The 21,338-nt window shown below is 42.9% G+C and carries 16 protein-coding genes; 8 read left to right on the top strand and 8 right to left on the bottom strand.

Annotated elements, in window-relative coordinates:
• Window positions 1-441: 441 nt before the first annotated feature.
• Window positions 442-1,116, bottom strand: coding sequence for a RadC family protein (gene radC / locus A1QC_RS01795; RefSeq protein WP_026026026.1), 675 nt, complete (start codon window positions 1,114-1,116; stop codon window positions 442-444).
• A gap of 368 nt (window positions 1,117-1,484) precedes the next feature.
• Here radC and coaBC point away from each other — a divergent pair, with 368 nt between their 5' ends.
• The 5 genes from coaBC (at window position 1,485) to recG (ending at window position 7,297) form a co-directional block, all read left to right on the top strand.
• A complete protein-coding gene (gene coaBC, locus A1QC_RS01790) occupies window positions 1,485-2,717 on the top strand; it encodes a bifunctional phosphopantothenoylcysteine decarboxylase/phosphopantothenate--cysteine ligase CoaBC (RefSeq protein WP_017026663.1) in 1,233 nt (410 codons plus the stop codon).
• Window positions 2,718-2,769: 52 nt separating this feature from the next.
• Window positions 2,770-3,228, top strand: a complete 459-nt coding sequence (gene dut, locus A1QC_RS01785; protein WP_017026662.1) for a dUTP diphosphatase — start codon at window positions 2,770-2,772, stop codon at window positions 3,226-3,228.
• A 61-nt stretch (window positions 3,229-3,289) separates the two neighbouring features.
• Window positions 3,290-3,880 carry a nucleoid occlusion factor SlmA gene (slmA, locus tag A1QC_RS01780; RefSeq protein ID WP_017026661.1) on the top strand — a complete coding sequence of 197 codons (591 nt, stop codon included), beginning with the start codon at window positions 3,290-3,292 and terminating at the stop codon, window positions 3,878-3,880.
• A gap of 143 nt (window positions 3,881-4,023) precedes the next feature.
• Complete coding sequence (lpxL, locus tag A1QC_RS01775; protein WP_017026660.1) at window positions 4,024-4,998, top strand: LpxL/LpxP family Kdo(2)-lipid IV(A) lauroyl/palmitoleoyl acyltransferase; 975 nt, start codon at window positions 4,024-4,026, stop codon at window positions 4,996-4,998.
• A gap of 178 nt (window positions 4,999-5,176) precedes the next feature.
• Window positions 5,177-7,297 (top strand): ATP-dependent DNA helicase RecG, encoded by a 2,121-nt coding sequence (recG, locus tag A1QC_RS01770; protein WP_017026659.1) that lies wholly within the window; start codon window positions 5,177-5,179, stop codon window positions 7,295-7,297.
• A gap of 13 nt (window positions 7,298-7,310) precedes the next feature.
• On the opposite strand, the gene envZ is transcribed toward recG, so the two are convergent.
• The 3 genes from envZ to greB form a co-directional block, all read right to left on the bottom strand.
• The gene (gene envZ, locus A1QC_RS01765) at window positions 7,311-8,645 is read right to left on the bottom strand and encodes a two-component system sensor histidine kinase EnvZ (RefSeq protein ID WP_017026658.1); all 1,335 of its coding nucleotides are present in this window, start codon (window positions 8,643-8,645) and stop codon (window positions 7,311-7,313) included.
• Between the two features lie 289 nt (window positions 8,646-8,934).
• Entirely contained in the window at window positions 8,935-9,657 is a 723-nt protein-coding gene (ompR, locus tag A1QC_RS01760; RefSeq protein ID WP_017026657.1) for an osmolarity response regulator transcription factor OmpR, read from the bottom strand.
• A 128-nt stretch (window positions 9,658-9,785) separates the two neighbouring features.
• Window positions 9,786-10,265: a transcription elongation factor GreB gene (greB, locus tag A1QC_RS01755; RefSeq protein WP_017026656.1), complete on the bottom strand. Its 480-nt coding sequence runs from the start codon at window positions 10,263-10,265 to the stop codon at window positions 9,786-9,788.
• Between the two features lie 386 nt (window positions 10,266-10,651).
• On the opposite strand from greB, the gene A1QC_RS01750 reads away from it, so the two are divergent.
• Window positions 10,652-12,973 (top strand): Tex family protein, encoded by a 2,322-nt coding sequence (locus A1QC_RS01750; RefSeq protein ID WP_017026655.1) that lies wholly within the window; start codon window positions 10,652-10,654, stop codon window positions 12,971-12,973.
• Window positions 12,974-13,114: 141 nt separating this feature from the next.
• On the opposite strand, the gene glpQ is transcribed toward A1QC_RS01750, so the two are convergent.
• The 4 genes from glpQ to A1QC_RS01730 form a co-directional block, all read right to left on the bottom strand.
• Window positions 13,115-14,191, bottom strand: a complete 1,077-nt coding sequence (gene glpQ, locus A1QC_RS01745; RefSeq protein WP_026026024.1) for a glycerophosphodiester phosphodiesterase — start codon at window positions 14,189-14,191, stop codon at window positions 13,115-13,117.
• Between the two features lie 195 nt (window positions 14,192-14,386).
• Window positions 14,387-15,748 carry a glycerol-3-phosphate transporter gene (gene glpT, locus A1QC_RS01740; RefSeq protein WP_017026653.1) on the bottom strand — a complete coding sequence of 454 codons (1,362 nt, stop codon included), beginning with the start codon at window positions 15,746-15,748 and terminating at the stop codon, window positions 14,387-14,389.
• 288 nt (window positions 15,749-16,036) lie between these two features.
• Complete coding sequence (gene glpK / locus A1QC_RS01735; RefSeq protein ID WP_017026652.1) at window positions 16,037-17,536, bottom strand: glycerol kinase GlpK; 1,500 nt, start codon at window positions 17,534-17,536, stop codon at window positions 16,037-16,039.
• A 44-nt stretch (window positions 17,537-17,580) separates the two neighbouring features.
• Entirely contained in the window at window positions 17,581-18,426 is an 846-nt protein-coding gene (locus tag A1QC_RS01730) for an MIP/aquaporin family protein (protein ID WP_050990349.1), read from the bottom strand.
• Window positions 18,427-18,835: 409 nt separating this feature from the next.
• Between A1QC_RS01730 and glpD the strand changes: the two genes are divergently transcribed.
• Together glpD and A1QC_RS01720 are read left to right on the top strand one after the other, a co-directional pair.
• Window positions 18,836-20,419 carry a glycerol-3-phosphate dehydrogenase gene (gene glpD, locus A1QC_RS01725; RefSeq protein ID WP_017026650.1) on the top strand — a complete coding sequence of 528 codons (1,584 nt, stop codon included), beginning with the start codon at window positions 18,836-18,838 and terminating at the stop codon, window positions 20,417-20,419.
• Window positions 20,420-20,534: 115 nt separating this feature from the next.
• Window positions 20,535-21,296, top strand: coding sequence for a DeoR/GlpR family transcriptional regulator (locus A1QC_RS01720; RefSeq protein WP_017026649.1), 762 nt, complete (start codon window positions 20,535-20,537; stop codon window positions 21,294-21,296).
• Window positions 21,297-21,338 lie beyond the last annotated feature (42 nt).

Below are 21,338 nucleotides of genomic sequence, written 5' to 3'. Positions count from 1 at the left end.
TCCTTTTCAGGAAAAACTCGATCTTTTTTTGAGCAGAGCAGCTTTTAAACGCTTTTTTTTGCACAAGAACACTAAGCTGAATTAGTTTCTAAAAATTAGTGCGCGGATTGTAGCAGATTTTTCTCAAAAGCTAAGTCTTTTTTTGAATAAAAGTGAATGTGTGACTCGAATGCTCGTTTCTCAACACTCGAAAAAGAAAGAAAAATCCAATAAATTTATTTATATCAATCAATTACAACCAACTGTAACTTAGATTCATTAACCCAACTAGCATTGTAGATGTTCCGTGCACGAGTAATTCACATTGAACGACACTTTTTTAGATAAATAGTCAAACTCTCTGCCAACATTCGCGGAGTTAACACTTCACCTGATGAACTGTTTAATCTTATCTTAGTTACAAGCTAAGCGCCCTAGCACCTAGAATCATCGCGTCCCTATTTACATCCACCCTCTTTCAGCAAACGACACCACTTCCCCATCCCCCACCACAAAATGATCGAGGATCCGAATATCCACCAACGCCATCGCATCGACTAAACGGCGAGTGATCCTTCGATCAGCATCACTGGGCTCTGCTACGCCAGATGGGTGATTATGCGCAAGGATCAATGCTGCGGCATTATGATGCATGGCACGTTTCACCACCTCTCTTGGGTAAACTGATGCTGCATCAATCGTGCCTTCAAATAACACTTCATCACTGATCACCCGATGTTGATTATCTAAAAACAACACATAAAAGGCTTCTCTGTGCCTATCTCGTAATACGCTACTTAAATAATGTTTGGTTTGTTCTGGGCTCGTTAGAGCATCACCACGCTTTAAGGTTTCGGCCAAATAACGCTTGGTCATCTCAACTACTGCTTGTAATTGAGCAAATTTTGCCGATCCTAAGCCTTTGTGTGAGCAAAATTCAGTCTGAGTCGAAGAAAGTAGTGAACGAAGTGAGCCAAATTCTCTTAATAAGAAGTCTGCCAATTCAATCGCATTCATGCCTTGCAAACCAGTACGTAGAAAAATAGCAAGAAGTTCAGCGTCGGATAACGATTGAGCACCACGGGCTAATAATTTTTCTCTTGGGCGGGATTCTTCTGGGAGCATCTTTAAAGACATAGTAGCCACTTAGTATTCCTTATGAATAGTGAAAGGAAGATAAAAGCAGTGTCTGGATTAACACTCAAACCTATCTAGATGAAAATGTCACTTGGTCTTAATAATGATTCCTATAAAGGTAAGTTACAGGTGAAGTGATAATTGACTCGAAACATATTCACCAACCTCAACAAGCGAGATTATCGATTTTGATCGCTCCTCAAATTGAAAAGTTATGATAACTTAAAACAATTCTAACTCGGCTATTTTACTCGCTATCGCAGCTGAGTTAATTAATAATGGCTTTTGTCTGTAAGTCGTGAGCTTGTTACTTGCGTAGGGCCTAACTAAAATACCTTAACCAAATTTACATTGGATGCTTTATTGTGATGGAACAAAGCTTAATACCACAAAGCTTGGCTGGTAAAAAAATCCTATTAGGGATCAGTGGCGGCATTGCGGCTTACAAATGCGCAGATTTGACTCGTCGTTTAATTGAACGCGGGGCTCAAGTGCAAGTTGTCATGACGCCTGCAGCTAAAGAATTCATTACGCCGCTCACCATGCAAGCTGTCTCGGGCAGACCAGTGTCTGATAGCTTATTGGATCCTGCGGCTGAAGCGTCAATGGGGCATATTGAGCTGGCCAAATGGGCCGATTTAATATTACTGGCACCCGCAACGTCTGATTTAATTGCCAGAATGCGCGCAGGTATGGGTAATGACTTACTGACAACCTTAATTCTAGCTTCCGACGCACCGATAGCCGTTGCCCCTGCGATGAATCAACAAATGTACGCCAATGCGGCAACCCAAGAAAACCTCTCTGTTTTAACCCAAAGGGGCATGATGATTTGGGGCCCCGCTGCTGGGCAACAAGCTTGTGGTGATGTGGGTTATGGCCGCATGCTAGAACCGATGGAGTTAGTTGCTCACAGTGAAGATTTCTTTGGCCCAAAACCACTACAAGGTATTTCGCTTGCTATTACTGCAGGTCCTACTCGTGAAGCCATTGATCCTGTGCGTTATATCTCTAACCACAGTTCAGGTAAAATGGGCTTTGCTATTGCAGAAGCTGCGGCTAACTTAGGCGCAACCGTCACATTAATAAGCGGACCAGTGTCATTAAACACCCCGAGTAACGTTCAACGTATCAATGTTGAAAGTGCCCAACAAATGCATCAAGTGGCCATGCAACAAGCCATCAATAATCAGATTTTCATTAGTTGTGCTGCCGTTGCTGATTATCGCCCAAGCCAAGTGGCCGATCAGAAAATCAAGAAAACTGATGATAGTGATCAAATGCAAATCGTCATGGTAAAAAACCCAGATATTGTCGCTTCCGTCGCAGCACTACAAGAGCAACGCCCATTTACCGTTGGTTTTGCAGCAGAAACCCAAGATGTTGAAAAGTATGCTCGTGGTAAACTGGCCAAGAAAAATTTAGATATGATCTGTGCAAACGATGTATCGGTGGCCGGTTTAGGGTTTAATAGCAACGATAATGCGCTGCACTTATACTGGCAAGACGGCGAACAAGCTTTAGAAACCGCCAGCAAGCAACAATTAGCCAAGCAATTATTGGACATTGTGGCATTGCAATATCAGCAATACTCGAAATAAAAAGCGCGCTCTCAATAAAAACAGCACTTAAATAAAAGAAGATCTATTCATCATGGCTCAAAAAATCGATTTAAAAATTCTAGACCCTCGTATTGGCCAACAGTTTCCATTACCCGCTTACGCAACAGAAGGCTCCGCAGGATTAGATTTGCGTGCCTGTTTAGATAATTCTTTAACCGTTGAACCGGGGCAAACGCACCTAGTACCAACAGGCCTTGCCATACATATTGGCGACCCTAGCTTGGCGGCAACCATTCTGCCTCGTTCTGGCCTTGGTCATAAACATGGCATTGTCTTAGGTAACTTAGTCGGTTTGATTGATTCTGACTACCAAGGTCAATTAATGGTTTCTGTTTGGAATCGTGGTCAAGATACTTTTACTATTGAACCGGGTGATCGCATCGCACAACTGGTTTTCGTTCCTGTGGTTCAAGCAGAATTTAATCTTGTTGAAGATTTTCACGAAACCGAACGTGGTGAAGGTGGATTTGGGCATTCAGGGAAGAAGTAGCAGCAAAACTCCTAGAAACTAGGTACTTAATTATTCATATCGCTTTACACAAGGAACAACCATGGCTGGGCCAAGAAAAACGAACCGTCGAGAAGAAATTCTTCAGGCACTTGCTCAAATGTTAGAATCAACCGATGGCGCGTCTCGGATTACAACAGCTAAGCTGGCAAAACAAGTCGGTGTTTCAGAAGCTGCGTTGTATCGCCACTTCCCAAGTAAAGCGCGCATGTTTGAAGGCTTAATTGAATTTATCGAAGATGCTTTGCTGTCACGTATCAACCGTATTTTGGCGGAAGAAAAAGACACTTTAAATCGAATTCGTTTAGTCCTACAGTTATTACTCGCCTTTGCGGAACGCAATCCAGGGCTATCACGTATTATGTCTGGCCACGCATTGATGTTTGAAAATGAACGTTTGCGCAGTCGTATCAATCAATTATTTGATCGTATTGAAGCACAATTACGCCAAATTTTGCGTGAAAGACAAATTCGAGAAGGCAAAAGTTTTTCGGTGGATGAATCAATCTTAGCGGCGCAATTACTTGGGCAAGTCGAAGGCAGCTTGAATCGTTTTGTTCGCTCAGATTTTAAATACCAACCTACAGAGAACTTTGATCAATACTGGGCACTGCTAAAAGCACAAATGGATTAATGTTTCACCTTGTTAAGCTTTGTTCTTTTTAATTTTTGATTAAAATCTCACTTAAGCCACCAAGGGTTTCTTTAAACGATTATTCTTATATCTCTGCCGTTTATTTAAAGAAACATGTTACGTATTAATTTAGAGAGTAAACAATGACAACCACAAAAAATGCACAAAAAGAGGAATCATTAGTCAGTTTTATTCCTCCTACATTTTCCATTCGCTTACTGCACCCTAAATACTGGCTTATCTGGATCGGGTTTAGTTTTGCTGCAATTTTTGTCAATATTTTACCTTATCGCGTTTTATTTTGGATCGGTCGTGGCATTGGTTACTTGTCGATGTTTGTTGCGAAAAAACGCGTTAAAGTAGCACAACGCAATCTAGAATTATGTTTCCCCGACATCAGCAATACTCGTCGAGACTACGTCGTCAAAGAAAACTTTAAAAATACTGGCTTTGCTATTTTTGAAACGGCCATTGCATGGTTTTGGCCAGACTGGCGTTTAAAAAGACATGTAGGTTATCATCACGTTAACCGCTTAACGGTATTTGAAGAACAAGGCCGAGGCACTTTAATTTGTGGTGTTCACGCCCTCAACTTAGAATTGACTGCGCGCTGCTGTGCATTGTTTTCTCCTGGCTATGGCGTTTACCGCCCACACAATAACCCTGCGTACAACTTCATTCAACACTGGGGTCGTACTCGTAGTGGTAATATCATGGTCGACAGAAAAGACGTCAAAGGTATGTTGAAGGTACTGCGTAAAGGTAAGAAATTATTCTATTTACCTGACCATGATTATGGCGCAAAAAATGCGGTATTCGTTCCTTTCTTTGCCGTGCCCAATGCTTGTACCACAACTGGCACCAGTATATTAGTTGATGCAAGTAAATGCGCAGTGTTACCGGTGTCTTGCTTCCGTACTGGTTTTCGTTACGACTTCCGGATTGAACAAGATATCAGTGAAGGTTTTCCACGCCGCGATCCGGAAGGCGCTGCTATTCACATGAATAAAACCGTTGAAAAGCTCATCTTACGTGGTGGCGATCAATGGATGTGGTTGCATAAGCGTTTTAAAACTATGCCTGATGGGCAGGAAAAAGGGATTCGGTACAAAGATTAGGGGGCGAGTCCTTAGTCTCGCTTCATACCAAGAAAGCTAAACACGTAATCCCGAAAACGAGGGGCGCGTTATCCAAGATCTCCTACGGTATATTGAGACTCAAAATGTTATAGGGAATCCTCAGCAGAGTCCTCTTAACTCAAACCGAGGGATTCTCAACAAAATACGAGAAACTTAAATGCAAACTCAAATCCTTTCTGCTGTTCCACTCACCTCGCTTTCTGGCGTTGGGGCTAAAGTGGCTGAAAAGCTAGCAAAGGTGAGTTTGCACTCAGTTCAAGATCTATTGTTCCATCTGCCTCTGCGCTACGAAGATCGCACACGTATTTACCCTATCGCTAAATTACATGCCGGCTTGTTTGCTGCCATTCAAGGCCAAGTCATGAGCTGCGATACCCATTTTGGCCGCAAGAAAATGCTGACCGTAAAAGTCAGTGATGGCAATGGCACGTTGACCTTACGGTTTTTTAATTTCAATGCTGGCATGAAAAACAGTTTTGCTGAAGGCCGCCCACTCTATGCTTATGGTGAGATTAAGCGCGGAAACATGGGGTTGGAAATTATGCATCCCGACTACCATTTTATCAGTGACTCCAATGAGCCCGAATTAGAGCAAAGTTTAACGCCCATTTACCCAACCACGGAAGGGCTACGTCAAGTCACACTCAAAAACCTGACCGATCAGGCTTTAGCATTATTAGACAGTGCCGCAGTCAGTGAGCTTCTACCCAGTGGTTTATACGATCATCAAATTACCTTAAACCAAGCACTGCATATTATTCATCGTCCTTCACCTGACATTGACATGCAGCAATTTGAATTAGGTAAACACCCAGCACAAAAACGTTTGATTATTGAAGAACTGCTGGCTCAAAACCTTTCTATGCTAGAGATTCGTAGCAAAGGACAGCAAGATTTAGCTTTGCCGTTATCATGTACAGGTAAACTAAAGCAATCATTATTAGACACCTTGCCATTTATCCCTACCAATGCTCAAGCGCGAGTGGTTCAAGAAATCGAAGCCGATCTGGCGAAAAACCACCCGATGATGCGTTTGGTTCAAGGGGATGTTGGTTCAGGAAAAACCTTAGTCGCCGTACTAGCTGCCACTCATGCTTTAGAGCAAGGCTATCAAGTTGCATTGATGGCGCCGACGGAGTTGTTAGCAGAGCAGCATGCTCTCAACTTTGCTCAATGGCTTGAACCACTTGGGATTTCAGTTGGTTGGTTAGCAGGAAAACTCACCGCTAAAGCCAAACAAACTCAACTTGAACGTATTGCATCGGGTGAAGCTAAAATGATAGTGGGTACTCACGCACTGTTTCAGCAACACGTCGAATTTGATCACTTGACTTTGGTCATCATTGATGAGCAACATCGGTTTGGTGTCCACCAGCGCTTAGAGCTGCGGGAGAAAGGCAAGAAACAGATTGAGAATGGTAACAACGATATTGAAAGCGAAGCAGCGGCCAGCTACCCACACCAACTGATCATGACAGCAACCCCGATCCCAAGAACCTTGGCGATGACCGCTTACGCCGATTTAGAAACCTCGGTGATTGATGAGCTGCCGCCAGGTCGTACGCCGATTCAAACCGTTGCGATTGCTGATACTCGACGCAAAGACATTATAGAAAGAGTACGTATAGCCTGCGCTCAAGAAGGTAAACAAGCGTATTGGGTGTGTACTTTAATTGATGAGTCAGAAGTTTTAGAGGCTCAAGCTGCTGCCGACACCGCCGAAGAGCTGCAACGTCAATTACCAGAACTCAAAATAGGCTTAGTACATGGTCGAATGAAGTCAGCAGAAAAACAACAAGTCATGCAACAATTCAAACAAGGTGAATTGAATTTGTTAGTGGCGACAACTGTAATTGAAGTCGGGGTCGATGTACCTAACTCAAGCTTAATGATCATCGAAAACCCAGAGCGTTTAGGATTAGCACAATTACACCAACTGCGTGGACGTGTTGGCCGCGGTTCCGTCGCCAGCCATTGTGTGTTGCTCTATCATGCGCCGCTTTCTAAAACGGCGCAGAAACGTTTAGGCGTATTGCGAGAAAGCAATGATGGCTTTGTGATTGCGCAAAAAGATCTCGAAATTCGCGGCCCCGGTGAAGTATTAGGCACGAAGCAAACTGGTGTGGCTGATTTTAAAATTGCCGATTTATTGCGAGATCAATACCTCATCCCCGAAGTTCAACGCATCGCCCGCCATGTGCATCAACAGTATCCACAAAATGCCAAAGCGATTGTGGAACGTTGGTTAGGTGAGCGCAGTGAATATGTGAAGGCATAAAGCGAATCCCACATTACCCTTTACTCTTTTTGCTCTTCACTGTCGGAATGCTGATCTGAACTTTCAAACCACCTTCACTGCGGTTAGTCACGACGATTAAGCCTTGGTGTTGGCTTACAATACGCTTCACAATCGCTAAACCTAAACCGGCCCCTTCGCTACTTCCGCGCGCAGTATCACCACGAGTAAAAGGTTCAAATAACGACTCTAACTGATTTTTATCAATACCCGGGCCATTGTCTTCAACGGTTACCCAAACCAATTTATTATCCGCCGAGATCCCAGTCGAGAGTTTAATCCAGCCATTACCATAACGAATTGCGTTCACCACCAAATTCGAGACAACCCGCTTTAAGGCCACTGCTTCGCCTAAAGCATGGCGTAATCCTTCTGCAGTGGCTAATTCAAAATCAATACTGTGTTTATCTTTTTCCGCCCTCACGACATCCGACACCATTTGGTTCAGATCAACCGCATCATGATCACCAATTTGAGCTGGTTTTAAATAATCCATAAACTGACCAATGATGTCATTACACTCTTCGGTATCTTTAATCATGCTTTCAGCCAAGTAGTCATCTTGCGGTGACATCATTTCTGTGGCTAAACGTATGCGAGTTAAAGGAGTGCGTAAGTCATGGCTAATGCCTGACATCAACAAAGCGCGATCTTCTTCTAATGCTTGAATGCCTTTGGACATTTGATTAAAGGCTTTGGTTACCGCTAAGATTTCTGAAGCGCCACGCTCAGGCACAGGCTCAGGTATTTCCCCTTTACCCACTTTTTTAGCAGCCGCTTCCAATGCCACTAAAGGTCGGTTTTGCAAACGAATAAAGAACCACATACCTGCTATCAACATTAAGGCGATTAATAAGCTATTGCGAAACAACGGAGCAAAATCTTTTTCTTGTAATTCAGTTAATGGAATGCGGATTAAACGATCCGGCATGGCCTCTATTTTCAGCCATAATACATAGTTGTCTTCGCCTAAGATTAAACGCACCTCGGTTGGCGATCCGACTTGAGCACTCATCTCCTCACTTAAAAAATCGATGGTAGATGCATGTAAAAACTCTTGTGATTCCGGTGCGTTATCTGGGTAAATAGACACTCCAAGCTCGGCAAGCAATTCACGCCGAAACGGACGCTCTTCATTACCTGTTGTTTTAAGCATTTCCTCTTCATCTAACATCACTTTTACTTCATGAGAAAGAATACGGTTGAATTGCTTTAAGCTTGGTAATAAGGCGTAATTGAAAACAATCAGATAAGACAAGACTTGGCTGGCAATCAAGAGTACCACCAAGAAAAATACGGTTTGAGTTCGTGAACTGCGAAAGCGAAGCATGGGCGGGTCCGATTAAACTATTGAAAATACGTGTGTGGCTCATGGATATTTTAAAGCGAGTGATATCCTAATAAAAAACGTCATTCCTACCGAGCCTAATCAAGAGCAGAAATCAATTTAACATGCTGATATGTAAATAATAGTTTCTTCGCTACGTCAGGTTCCCCTACCGCACGTTAAGTCTCAGTTACGGTAGGAGATCCCGGATAACTCGTTCCTCGTTTCCGGGATGACGCTTTATAACAAAGATCTATAATCAAACTTTAATTTGAAAATATAACCCTCGTAATTAAACCTTCTTGCCATCAGGAACGAAGACATAACCTAAACCCCACACCGTTTGAATATAACGCGGGTGGCTTGGGTCTTCTTCTAACATGCGACGCAGACGCGAAATTTGCACGTCGATTGAACGCTCCATCGCAGAATATTCACGACCACGCGCCATGTTCATTAACTTATCACGAGACATTGGCGTACGAGCATGTGTCACCAAAATCTTTAAGACTGCAAATTCACCAGAAGTCAGTGGCATTGGCTCTTCACCACGGAACATTTCACGCGTTCCTAGGTTTAAAGTAAATTCACCAAATTCAACAATCTCTTCATCAGAACTCGGAGCACCTGGCGCTTCTACCGATTGACGACGCAATACGGCACGTAAACGTGCTAATAATTCACGAGGGTTAAATGGTTTTGGTAGGTAGTCATCCGCACCAACTTCTAAACCAACAATGCGATCAATTTCATCGCCTTTTGCCGTCAGCATCACAATAGGAAGTTGGTTATTATCTTTACGCAAACGGCGACAAATCGACAAGCCATCTTCACCGGGCAACATTAAATCCAGCACCATTAAATGAAAATTTTCACGCGTCAATAAGCGATCCATTTGCTCGGCATTAGCCACGCTACGAACTTGAAAACCTTGCTCTGATAAATAACGCTCGAGCAATGAACGCAGACGAGCATCATCATCGACCACTAGAATTTTATAATTTTCTTGTTGCATTCATTTCTTCCTATTTAACTGTCTATCGGTGTACTCGAAAACCACCACAATCTTGATGCTCAGAATACTTAAAAATAAAGCCTGTTGTCTTTAACTAAGTACCAGTTTGTAACAAATACATACCTTTTTTATGGCTTTTCATAAGAAATATGGTTGATGAACCACTCTTTATCGCCTTCTGGCGTTTTGACAACCACTTCATCATCCACTTCTTTTTTCAATAAAGCACGCGCCATGGGGGAATCAATTGAGATATAACCTTTTGCATCACCGTATATTTCTTCTGGGCCAACGATACGAAACTTTTTAATATCACCGGTTTCATTTTCAATTTCCACCCACGCGCCAAAGAAAACTTTGCCATCTTGTTGCGGTGAATAATCAACAATCGTCACTTCTGGTAAAAATTTTCGTAAAAAACGCACTCGACGATCAATTTGCCGTAACAAACGTTTGTTGAAAGTGTAGTCGGCATTTTCACTACGATCACCCAAGCTTGCCGCCCAAGTCACGATCTTAGTGATCTCAGGACGCTTTTCATGCCACAAATGGTCATGTTCCGCTTTCAGTTTATTGTACCCTTCACGGGTGATCAGTTTGGTTTTCACATTCAATCCTATGGCATTGTTATCATAAGAAACTAAAGCTTTTTCATGCTAAATTCAAAAGATATATTCATCCTACATACTACGAAACAATCAAAATTATGCCTATTCATAACTTATGCTCAAAGTTATTGCCTTTACTTAGGTATAAACGTATTCAATAACACGCTCACTCCATACATAAGGGCTCACCGTCATAATTTAGTTAATTTCTAACCCTTCAAGGATTAATCACTTGCCCCTACAGGGTTTAGCTTGCAGAATCAGTGATAACTTCAGTGAAATAACTGTGATACTCAAAGCCATTGATACTGCGGTAAGCGCCATCAACAAAGCGTTAGCATCAAGTCGGTGGGTATAAAATAATAACGTATAACAAGAGAGACTCCATGAGCCAACAGAACCAAATCTGTCAGATCATCGCTCAAGAATTAAATGTTCGCGTTGAACAAGTTCTTGCCACTGTCACTTTAATCGACGATGGCAACACCGTCCCATTTATTGCCCGTTACCGTAAAGAAGTGACTGGCGGGTTAGACGATACCCAACTGCGTAATTTAGACGCTCGCCTTTCGTATTTGCGTGAACTCGACGACCGTCGTCAGACTATTTTAAAGTCAATCAAAGACCAAGAGAAACTCACGCCTGAGCTTGAAAAAGAGATCCTAGCCACCGACAGTAAAACGCGCTTAGAAGATCTGTACTTGCCTTACAAACCAAAACGTCGCACTAAAGGTCAAATTGCGATTGAAGCTGGGCTTGAGCCGCTCGCCGATTCATTATGGCAAAACCACCAGCTCGATCCAGAAACCGAAGCAGCGAAGTACGTTAAAGACTCGATTGCCGATCCGAAAACTGCATTAGATGGCGCACGAGCCATTTTAATGGAACGCATGGCAGAAGATGCCAACCTGTTAGACAAAGTCCGTACTTACTTACAAAAGAACGCTGAACTGCAATCACGAGTCGCCACAGGAAAAGAACAAGAAGGTGAGAAGTTTAAAGACTACTTCGAACACAACGAATTAATCAGCCGCGTTCCATCACACCGTGCACTTGCGATGTTACGTGGCCGTAATGAAGGCTTTTTACAATTAAGCTTAAATGCTGACCCTGCTCAAGAAGAAAGCGTTCGTGGCTCTTATTGTGAAACCATTATCGCGCAACACTATGCTTTGTATTTTAATGGTTCTCCTGCCGACGCTTGGCTAAAACAAGTGATCAGTTGGGCATGGCGCATTAAAATTTCAATGCACTTAGAAACTGAATTGATGGGTGCATTAAAAGAACGCTCAGAAATTGAAGCGATTGAAGTGTTTGCCACCAACTTAAAAGATTTATTAATGGCAGCGCCTGCTGGCCCTCGCGCCACCTTAGGTCTGGATCCGGGACTGCGTACGGGCTCAAAAATAGCGGTAGTCGATGCCACCGGTAAAGTACTGGCAACTGAGACTATTTATCCTCACCAACCCCATAATAAAATCGAAGCTTCAACCAACACTATTTTGAAATTAGTTCAAGCGCATAACGTTGACCTAATTGCGATTGGTAACGGTACTGCTTCGCGTGAAACCGATACTTTGGTGGCCGATATTATTAAGCGTCACAATCTAAAAGTTCAGAAAATCATTGTCAGTGAAGCCGGTGCATCGGTCTATTCTGCCTCTGAACTTGCTGCCAATGAATTTCCTAATATGGATGTATCGCTGCGTGGTGCAGTGTCAATTGCACGCCGCCTTCAAGATCCACTGGCAGAGCTCGTAAAAATCGATCCCAAGTCAATTGGTGTGGGTCAATACCAGCACGATGTCAACCAAAGCATGCTAGCTAAACGCCTCGATGCCGTCGTCGAAGACTGTGTAAACGCCGTCGGTGTCGATGTGAACATGGCCTCAGCGGCACTGCTAACTCGCGTTGCAGGCTTATCGACAGCAATGGCGCAAAATATTGTGGCGTATCGAGATGAACAAGGTCGCTTTGAATCTCGTACTGCTTTGAAAAAAGTGCCTCGTTTAGGGCCTAAGGCTTTTGAGCAATGTGCGGGTTTCTTACGTATTATGAATGGTAAAAATCCGTTAGATGCTTCATCCGTTCACCCAGAAGCCTACCCTGTAGTCAAAGAGATTGCCGAGAAAACCGGTAAAGCGACCAAAAGTTTATTAGGAGATAGCGATTTTCTACGTAACTTACGCGCCAGTGATTTTACCAATGAGACCTTTGGCTTACCAACCGTGACCGATATCATCAAAGAGCTGGATAAACCGGGTCGAGATCCTCGTCCTGAGTTTAAAACCGCCACCTTTGCTGAAGGCGTAACGGAAGTGAAAGATCTGGAAATTGGCATGATTTTGGAAGGCGTGGTATCGAATGTTGCTAACTTTGGCGCTTTCGTAGATATCGGTGTACACCAAGATGGTTTAGTGCATATCTCAGCGCTCACCGATCGCTTTGTTGCCGATCCGCGCGAAGTGGTGAAAGCCGGTGACATCGTGAAAGTGAAAGTGATGGAAGTGGATATACAGCGTAAGCGTATTGCCTTAAGCATGCGTTTAACCGACGAGCCGGGTGAGCAGCAATCACAACGTGGCAGTAAGCCAAGCAATGATCGCCGTAATGCACCTCGTCAATCCCAACCACAGAAACAAGCTGAATCAGCCAATGCAGCCATGGGCGGCGCGTTTGCCGCAGCTTTTGCTAAAGCGAAGAAGTAAATAAACGAATTTCGGGTTACGTGCATGTGACTGCCCGTAACCCGAAAAATTAAAGACTTTCATTCCTGCCGAGCCTTAGCGAGAGCAGGAATCTACTCACAGCGTGCTGAATAGCAATACACCAGAGTCTGCCTCAAACCATTATTTACGATTTAAAAACGTCACCGCTTTATCTGGAAAATCAGTAAACACACCGTCGACCTTAGCTTTATTGTAAAAAATATCTAACATGTCATTAAAATCTTTGGCATAGCTTGGAATGCGGCCTTCATCAGCACGGAACGTATAAGGATGGATCTTCAACCCTGCCTTTTTCGCCTGTGCCACTAATGGCATTACCATAATGTTTGATGAGGTTGATTTGTCATCGATCACCATTGGTTTCCAAGGGCCAATACCATCGGCGTATTGTGCGACTTGTTGCATGCCATCGTCTTTAAACATCCAGTCATAGCTATACGGCGTTGATGTATCACCTTTATACACCATGGTTTCATTCCAATCAGTGTAAGCCATTAACTGCACCAATTTGAGATCCATTTTCATTTCAGGCATTAACTCTTTATCAATACGCTTAAGTTCAATTGGATCAAAAGATTGTAAATAAACCTTATCGTCTTTACTGGTGTAACCATATTTTTTCAACATAGTCAGCACAGCTTTACTGATGTCTTTTCCTTCATGGCGATGAAAAGCTGGCGCTTTAATTTCCGGATACAACCCAACGTCATAACCTAAGGTTTTATTTAAACCTTGTATCATTTCAATTTCTTCGGCAAAAGTTGGTACAGAAAAGTTAGATTGCCAAATTGGGAAACGATCTTGAAATACCGCTTTTGGCTTACCTGAATCATCCAGAGTAAAACCTTCGGTGACTTTAAGTTGCTTGATTTCAGCTAGCGTAAAATCAATGGCGTAATAACGGTTATCTTCGCGCGCTCGATCGGGGAACACCTCTGCAACATTGGTTACGCGATCCAAATAGTGATCATGCAATACCACCAGTTGATCATCTTTAGTCATCACTACATCTTGTTCGATGTAATCGGGTTTCATTCCATACGCTAAGGCCTTTGCTGGCAGAGTATGCTCTGGTAAATACCCAGAAGCGCCACGATGGGCAACCACGATTTGAGCCGGATCTTTCGCCCAACTAACACTGGCTAAACCAATATTTGAAATCACGGCTAGACCCAAGACACAGGCTCTTTTTTTCATTATTCTTTTTTTCAATAAAAGTTGAGTTGATAACATTGATAGTTCCTTCGGCAAGTCAGTTAATTCTATTTTCTTAAACAAGCTTCTCTTAAGCATGGTTCTTCAAATACGAATCTAAAAAAACACTGTGCTCTTTTTGAGTGACCTCTTAAATAAAGCACAGTGAATTTTTGATGACACATTAATCAATAATGATTAGCTTACTTTCACTTTAAGGCTATTTTCACCACGGTATTTACCTTCACCGAAATGCGCCACGATAAAGCAAATGATTGAAATCACACAGGCTGCGGTTAATACCATGAAGCCGCCATCCCAACCGAAGTGATCCACGGTGTAACCGAGAACTGCGTTCGCTGCGACTGCGCCGCCCAAGTAACCAAATAAACCGGTTAAACCAGCCGCAGTACCCGCCGCTTTCTTAGGCACAAGCTCAAGTGCGTATAAACCAATCAACATCACAGGTCCGTAAATTAAGAAACCGATAGTAATTAACGCCAGCATATCAATGGTTGGTTGGCCCGGTGGGTTAAACCAGTAGACAAGCACAGCAATGGTAACGAGCACCATAAATAAGATACCGGCTGGTGCGCGTTTACCTTTAAATAACTTATCGGAAATCCAACCACACAGTAGCGTTCCAGGAATACCCGCCCATTCATATAAGAAATACGCCCAAGAAGATTTATCCACGGTAAAATGCTTCACTTCACCAAGATAAACCGGAGCCCAATCAAGTACGCCATAACGGATCAAATAAACAAAGGCGTTAGCAACAGCAATGATCCATAACACTGGGTTGTTAAATACAAATTGGAAGAAAATCTCTTTGGCAGAAAGCTCTTTTTCATGCTCTTTACTGTAGTCTTCTGGGTAATCGTTTTTATATTCTTCAATCGGCGGAAGACCACATGATTGAGGTGTATCGCGCACGGTTAACCAAATATAAAAAGCGACTAAAAGCGCAGCAAATGCTGGTACATAAAAAGCCGAACGCCAATCATCATTAAATGCCCATAAGCCAACCAAGAATAGTGGACCAATTAAGCCGCCCCCTACATTGTGCGCAACGTTCCATACCGAAACAATTTCACCACGCTCTTTCTTTGACCACCAATGCACCATAGTTCGACCACAACCGGGCCAACCCATACCTTGGAACCAACCATTCAAGAAAAGTAAAATGAACATTGCGGTCACACTGCCCGTTGCCCACGGCATAAAGCCGAAACACAACATAATCAGTGAGGACATCACCAAACCGACCGTTAAGAAATACCTAGGATTGGATCGATCGGACACGCTGCCCATTAAAAATTTAGATAAACCATAAGCAATCGAAACAGCAGAAAGCGCCACCCCAAGCTGACCACGTGTAAAGCCCTCTTCAATTAAATATGGCATTGCCAAACTGAAGTTTTTACGTACTAAGTAGTAACCCGCATAGCCAAAAAAGATGCCTAAAAAAAGTTGCCAGCGTAAGCGAGTATAGGTGGAGCTGATCTTATCATCGGCTAAACGCTCTATATGCGCTTTAGGCTTGAAAATATGAATCATTATGACCTCGATTTATTATTAATATTTTTGAGAACATATTTTATTCTGATGTGGTTAGTAAATTTTATGAACAATAAAACACCAGCGTGTTATGCCAGCAAAATAACCATTTAATCGCGATAAAAATATGAGGTTAAAAAGAAATAACCAGAACGTTGAGCTCATGGTTAAATCAAACTAGAACATAAAAGCAATGCCTCCATTACTTCTATGCTCGTCGTTTATCTATCTGTTTGAGGCGTTCTTAATGAGCCTTTACAGTATTTTTATTCCGTCAATAAAACGGAGTTATTCGGTAATCCAGCCTTTGGCACATTCAACCGCACGCTTCCAGCCGTTATGACGACGTTCACGTTTGCCATCATCAGCGCAAGGTTGGAATGAGCGGTCCAAGACAGACTTGTGTTTCAATTCATCAATACTGCCCCAGAACCCAACCGCTAAGCCAGCAAGGTAGGCTGCGCCTAACGCGGTGACTTCCGTGACAACTGGGCGTTGAACTTCGGTGTTAAGAACATCAGATTGGAACTGCATTAGGAAGTTATTGGCCACTGCGCCACCATCCACTTTTAAGAAGTCCAGCTTGATACCTGAATCGGCTTGCATTGCTGAAATAACATCCAGTGATTGATAAGCAATACTTTCCAGTGTTGCACGGATAATGTGGTTACGGTTAACACCACGAGTTAAACCGACAATCGCGCCACGAGCATACGGGTCCCAATGCGGAGCACCTAAGCCTGTGAAAGCCGGCACCACATACGCGCCATTCGAGGTTTCAACTTTAGTGGCAAAATATTCTGTATCAGCGGCATCGCCAATTAATTGCAGTTCATCACGTAACCATTGAATCGATGCGCCACCCATAAATACTGCGCCTTCAAGTGCGTAGCTCACCTCACCTTTTGGTCCACAAGCCAGCGTAGTAAGAAGACCGTTGCGTGAAGTGACCTTTTTATCGCCAGTATTCATTAATAAGAAACAGCCAGTACCGTAGGTGTTTTTCGCTTGCCCTGCTTCAACACACATTTGGCCAAATAACGCAGCTTGTTGATCGCCGGCAATCCCTGCGATTGGAATACGAGTTCCGCCTTTACCACCAATGTTGGTTTGTGCGTACACTTCTGATGATGATTTCACTTCAGGCATCATTGACTTCGGAATGCCAAGTGCATCCAGTAATTTTTCATCCCACTCAAGCGTATTGATGTTGAATAACATGGTGCGGCTAGCGTTCGTTGGGTCAGTTACGTGAGTACGACCTTGTGTCATATTCCAAATTAACCATGAATCTACTGTTCCGAAAGCAAGCTCGCCTTTTTCAGCTTGCTGGCGAGCTCCTTCAACATTATCGAGAATCCATTTCACTTTGGTGCCAGAGAAGTATGGATCAACCACTAGGCCAGTATTTTCTAGAATGTACTCTTCCAGCCCTGCTTTTTTAAGCTCTTCACAAATGCTAGCAGTGCGACGGCACTGCCAAACAATCGCGTTATAAATAGGTTTACCGGTAGAACGGTTCCATACAATGGTGGTTTCACGTTGGTTGGTAATACCAATACCTGCGATCTCATCCGAATGAAGGCCGCCTTTGGCTAACGCTTCAACTAATGTAGAGCTTTGAGTGGCCCAAATTTCCAATGGATCATGTTCAACCCAACCTGCTTGAGGATAAATCTGTGTAAACTCACGTTGAGCACTACAAACAATGTTGGCATCACGATCGAGTACTACTGCGCGAGAGCTTGTTGTGCCTTGATCTAAAGCGACGATATATTTCTTTTCCATGATAATTTCCTATTCAGAATCAGTTAAATTTTTAATCGTGATGTTTAAGCATTTGTTGACGTATCGGCTGAAACCACGGCTTCAGTTGATACTTGTTCATCATTGGTAAGGTAACTCCCGATCACTTTCGGGTATAACCAACCACCAAAACAAGCCCCCATAATTGGCGCTAAAATTGGAACGATGAAATAAGGGATATCCTTACCGCCAGTTAAGGCCATATCGCCCCAGCCAGCAAGGTAGGCAAAGAATTTTGGACCAAAGTCACGAGCAGGGTTCATCGCAAAACCAGTGAGAGGACCAAGGGAGCCACCGATCACCGCAATCAACAAGCCCACTAATAGTGGCGTGGTTGCTCCATTAGGTGCACCATTACGATCATCACCTAACGCAAGAATCACAAACATTAAGACAGCAGTAATCACAAACTCGACGGCAAACGCACCACCAAAGCTTAACAATGGATTAGGGTAAGTAGAGAATATGCCTGCTAACGCTAAACTTTCTTGTGAGCCACGCACCATATTGTGAGTCAATTCATAGTCGGTAAATAAGTTGCCATATAAGCCATACACCAAAGCAGCCGCACTGAATGCACCTAATAATTGTGACCCTATATAAGGTAATACTTTACGCTTATCAAAACCGTGGAATAAGGTCAGTGCAATGGTTACCGCCGGATTAATATGCGCCCCAGACACACCACCGGTGCAGTAAATTGCCATCGCAACCCCTACCCCCCAGATAATACTGATTTCCCATTGACCAAAACTTGCTCCAGTTAAGACTAAAGCGGCCACACACCCGACACCGAAAAAGATCAGTAACCCTGTACCGATAAATTCCGAAATACATTCCCCGAGCAATTGTTTATTTTTATTTGTTTGCATTTTATCTAAAGACATAGTGACGACCCATTCTTTATTAGTTATTGGTTATTGGTTATTGGTTATTGGAAGAATTCGAGCGCAAAACTACAAGATGTTTAATTAATGTAAACAAACAATCACTATAAATGTGCGTACGCTCATATTTTTAATCGTTTGAACAACAAAAATTAAAAAATACAATGAAAAAACATATGAACGTACTATGAGTTTACCCATGACATAAAAATGGTTAATGTATAAAATCACACAAAAAACAAAATAAACGAAAAAATACAATGAGTTATGAAAATACGCGCTTTTACCACCAACAATTAACAAAAAATACACTAGACTTAATTTATATTTTCGGTAGATTACCCACAAATGCTCGAACGAACATTAAACTCATAAATTCGAACAGAGGTTAAAGATGAACAAGCAAGAAAATGTAAATGAAGTGTTAGATATCATTATTGTCGGCGGTGGGATCAATGGTGCGGGCATTGCAGCTGATGCGGCTGGCCGAAATTTAAGAGTCGGTTTATATGAATCGAGCGATTTTGCTTCTGCTACTTCTTCTGCCAGTTCAAAACTGATCCATGGTGGTTTGCGCTACCTTGAACATTATGAGTTTCGTTTAGTGTCCGAGTCACTTGCCGAACGCGAAGTGCTATTAAAAAAAGCCCCTCACATCGCCAAACCAATGCGTTTTCGTTTGCCTCATCGCCCATTTTTACGCCCAGCATGGATGATCCGTGCCGGCTTATTCCTTTACGATAATTTAGGTAAACGTGGCTTATTTGCCAAAAACGAAACGTTAAAAGGCAGTCACGGTGTCGACTTTCGTAAAACTCATGTTTTAAAAGACGAGATGGTCAAAGGTTTTGAGTATTCAGATTGCTGGGTTGATGATGCGCGTTTAGTGCTACTCAACATTCAACAAGCCGAGCAAAATGGCGCTGAAATTAAAAACTATTGCCACGTTGAAAAGGCAGAACGAGTTGGCGATATTTGGAAAGTCACTTTATTAGACAAACGCACCAATGTTCGTTTTGAGCGTCATGCTCATGCATTGGTGAACGCAACTGGCCCTTGGGTACGCAGCTTCATTACTGACAACATGGAAGCGCAATCACCGTATGGTATTCGTTTGATCAAAGGCTCACATATTATCGTGCCTAAGATCCACAACGAAGAGCAAGCTTACATTCTGCAAAATGACGATCAACGAATCGTCTTTGTTATCCCTTATCTAGAAGATTACTCACTCATTGGTACCACCGATGTCGAGTACAAAGGCGATCCACGTAAAGTGGCAATTGATGATCAAGAAATTGATTATCTCATTGAGATCGTGAATAAGCACTTTATCCATCAAATCAATAAAGAAGATGTGGTATCAACTTATAGCGGTGTTCGTCCATTATGTGATGATGAATCTGATTCACCACAGGCGATTACTCGTGATTACACCTTGTCTTTAGAGCAAGAAGGCGAAGAAGCACCACTTCTTTCTATCTTTGGCGGCAAACTCACCACCTATCGCAAGTTAGCTGAATCGGCCATGAAACAACTTGCTCCATTCTTTCCTCAGATGGGAAGAAGCTGGACCGCTGATTCATTGCTACCCGGCGCAAAAGGGTATGATGAAAACCTATTAAGTATGAAGCTTCGCCAGCAATGCCCTTGGTTACAAGACAAAACCATTCGTCGCTACTGCCGTCAATATGGTGTTCAAGCAAAAATGGTGGTGCAAGACATCAAGCAAGAATCACAAATGGGGCAACATTTCGGGCAAGGCGTGTATCAGTGTGAAATCGATTACCTCATGGAGCACGAATACGCGCTAACAGCACAAGATGTATTATGGCGTCGCACCAAACTTGGCATTATCTTAACTCAAATAGAGCAAGCGGCGGTGAACGAATATATTGAGCAGAAAGTGACTCAAACAACGAAACAACCGACCGAAGGAACGCAAACTATGTTCGATTCCGCCCAAAAGGTGGGATAAGTTTAACGTTTTGAGCATTATTTGAGTGAATTAAATAGTGATAAATTGCCTTTCATTCTGCTTATCACGTACACTGCTTGGCACTTTTAAAAGCCATCAGATATAAGGAAATAGCGTGAGAGCGAGTGAAAGGCATGAAAAAATCATTGAGCTGGTTAAGGATCAGGGCTATGTCAGTACCGATGATTTAGTTGCGATGTTCGAAGTCAGCCCGCAAACCATTCGACGTGATTTAAATGAGCTGGCCGATGCCAATAAAATCCGCCGTAACCATGGTGGAGCCACCTTAGCCAACAGCGCTGAAAACTCGCCTTATAGTGATCGAAAAGTCATGAACCAACATGAAAAAAATCGCATCGCTCAAGCCTTAGTCAAACACATTCCTGATGGCTCAACCCTATTTATAGACATAGGCACGACACCGGAAGCCGTCGCGAAAGCCTTACTGGATCACCACCAGCAACTTCGCATTGTGACCAATAATATTAATGCGGCAATTATTTTAATGACCAAGCCCGATTTCAAGGTGATCCTCGCGGGTGGTGAAGTACGAAACCGAGATGGTGGCGTTACCGGTGAAGCGACTTTAGATTTCATCTCTCAATTTCGCTTAGATTTCGGTATTTTAGGGATCAGTGGTATCGATTTTGATGGTTCATTACTCGATTTTGATTATCACGAAGTGCGTGTCAAACGCGCCATTATTGAAAATAGTCGCGCAGTATTCTTACCGGTCGATCACTCCAAGTTTGGCCGCAATGCCATGGTCAACTTAGGTAAAATCGAAGATATTGATTTGATCGTGACCAATCAAACCCCACCAAAGGAAATCAACGACATCATTAAGTCGTTAGAGATTAAATTAGAGATGGTTTGAAGAAGCACACTCGAAACTTAGATAGCGGGAGCGGGCTTCCCT

This window comes from Vibrio rumoiensis 1S-45 (assembly GCF_000286955.2).
Lineage (GTDB): Bacteria > Pseudomonadota > Gammaproteobacteria > Enterobacterales > Vibrionaceae > Vibrio > Vibrio rumoiensis_A.
The sequence above is the reverse complement of the archived record's forward strand: the minus strand, read 5'-3'. Positions and strand labels throughout refer to the sequence as shown.

Coding starts and splice junctions, on each gene's coding strand:
- glpK (WP_017026652.1), bottom strand. CDS start 17,536: ATGGAAAAGAAATATATCGTCGCTTTAGATCAAGGCACAACAAGCTCT.
- dut (WP_017026662.1), top strand. CDS start 2,770: ATGGCTCAAAAAATCGATTTAAAAATTCTAGACCCTCGTATTGGCCAA.
- radC (WP_026026026.1), bottom strand. CDS start 1,116: ATGTCTTTAAAGATGCTCCCAGAAGAATCCCGCCCAAGAGAAAAATTA.
- A1QC_RS01730 (WP_050990349.1), bottom strand. CDS start 18,426: ATGCAAACAAATAAAAATAAACAATTGCTCGGGGAATGTATTTCGGAA.
- glpT (WP_017026653.1), bottom strand. CDS start 15,748: ATGATTCATATTTTCAAGCCTAAAGCGCATATAGAGCGTTTAGCCGAT.
- A1QC_RS01750 (WP_017026655.1), top strand. CDS start 10,652: ATGAGCCAACAGAACCAAATCTGTCAGATCATCGCTCAAGAATTAAAT.
- glpD (WP_017026650.1), top strand. CDS start 18,836: ATGAACAAGCAAGAAAATGTAAATGAAGTGTTAGATATCATTATTGTC.
- recG (WP_017026659.1), top strand. CDS start 5,177: ATGCAAACTCAAATCCTTTCTGCTGTTCCACTCACCTCGCTTTCTGGC.
- slmA (WP_017026661.1), top strand. CDS start 3,290: ATGGCTGGGCCAAGAAAAACGAACCGTCGAGAAGAAATTCTTCAGGCA.
- envZ (WP_017026658.1), bottom strand. CDS start 8,645: ATGCTTCGCTTTCGCAGTTCACGAACTCAAACCGTATTTTTCTTGGTG.
- glpQ (WP_026026024.1), bottom strand. CDS start 14,191: ATGAAAAAAAGAGCCTGTGTCTTGGGTCTAGCCGTGATTTCAAATATT.
- ompR (WP_017026657.1), bottom strand. CDS start 9,657: ATGCAACAAGAAAATTATAAAATTCTAGTGGTCGATGATGATGCTCGT.
- coaBC (WP_017026663.1), top strand. CDS start 1,485: ATGGAACAAAGCTTAATACCACAAAGCTTGGCTGGTAAAAAAATCCTA.
- lpxL (WP_017026660.1), top strand. CDS start 4,024: ATGACAACCACAAAAAATGCACAAAAAGAGGAATCATTAGTCAGTTTT.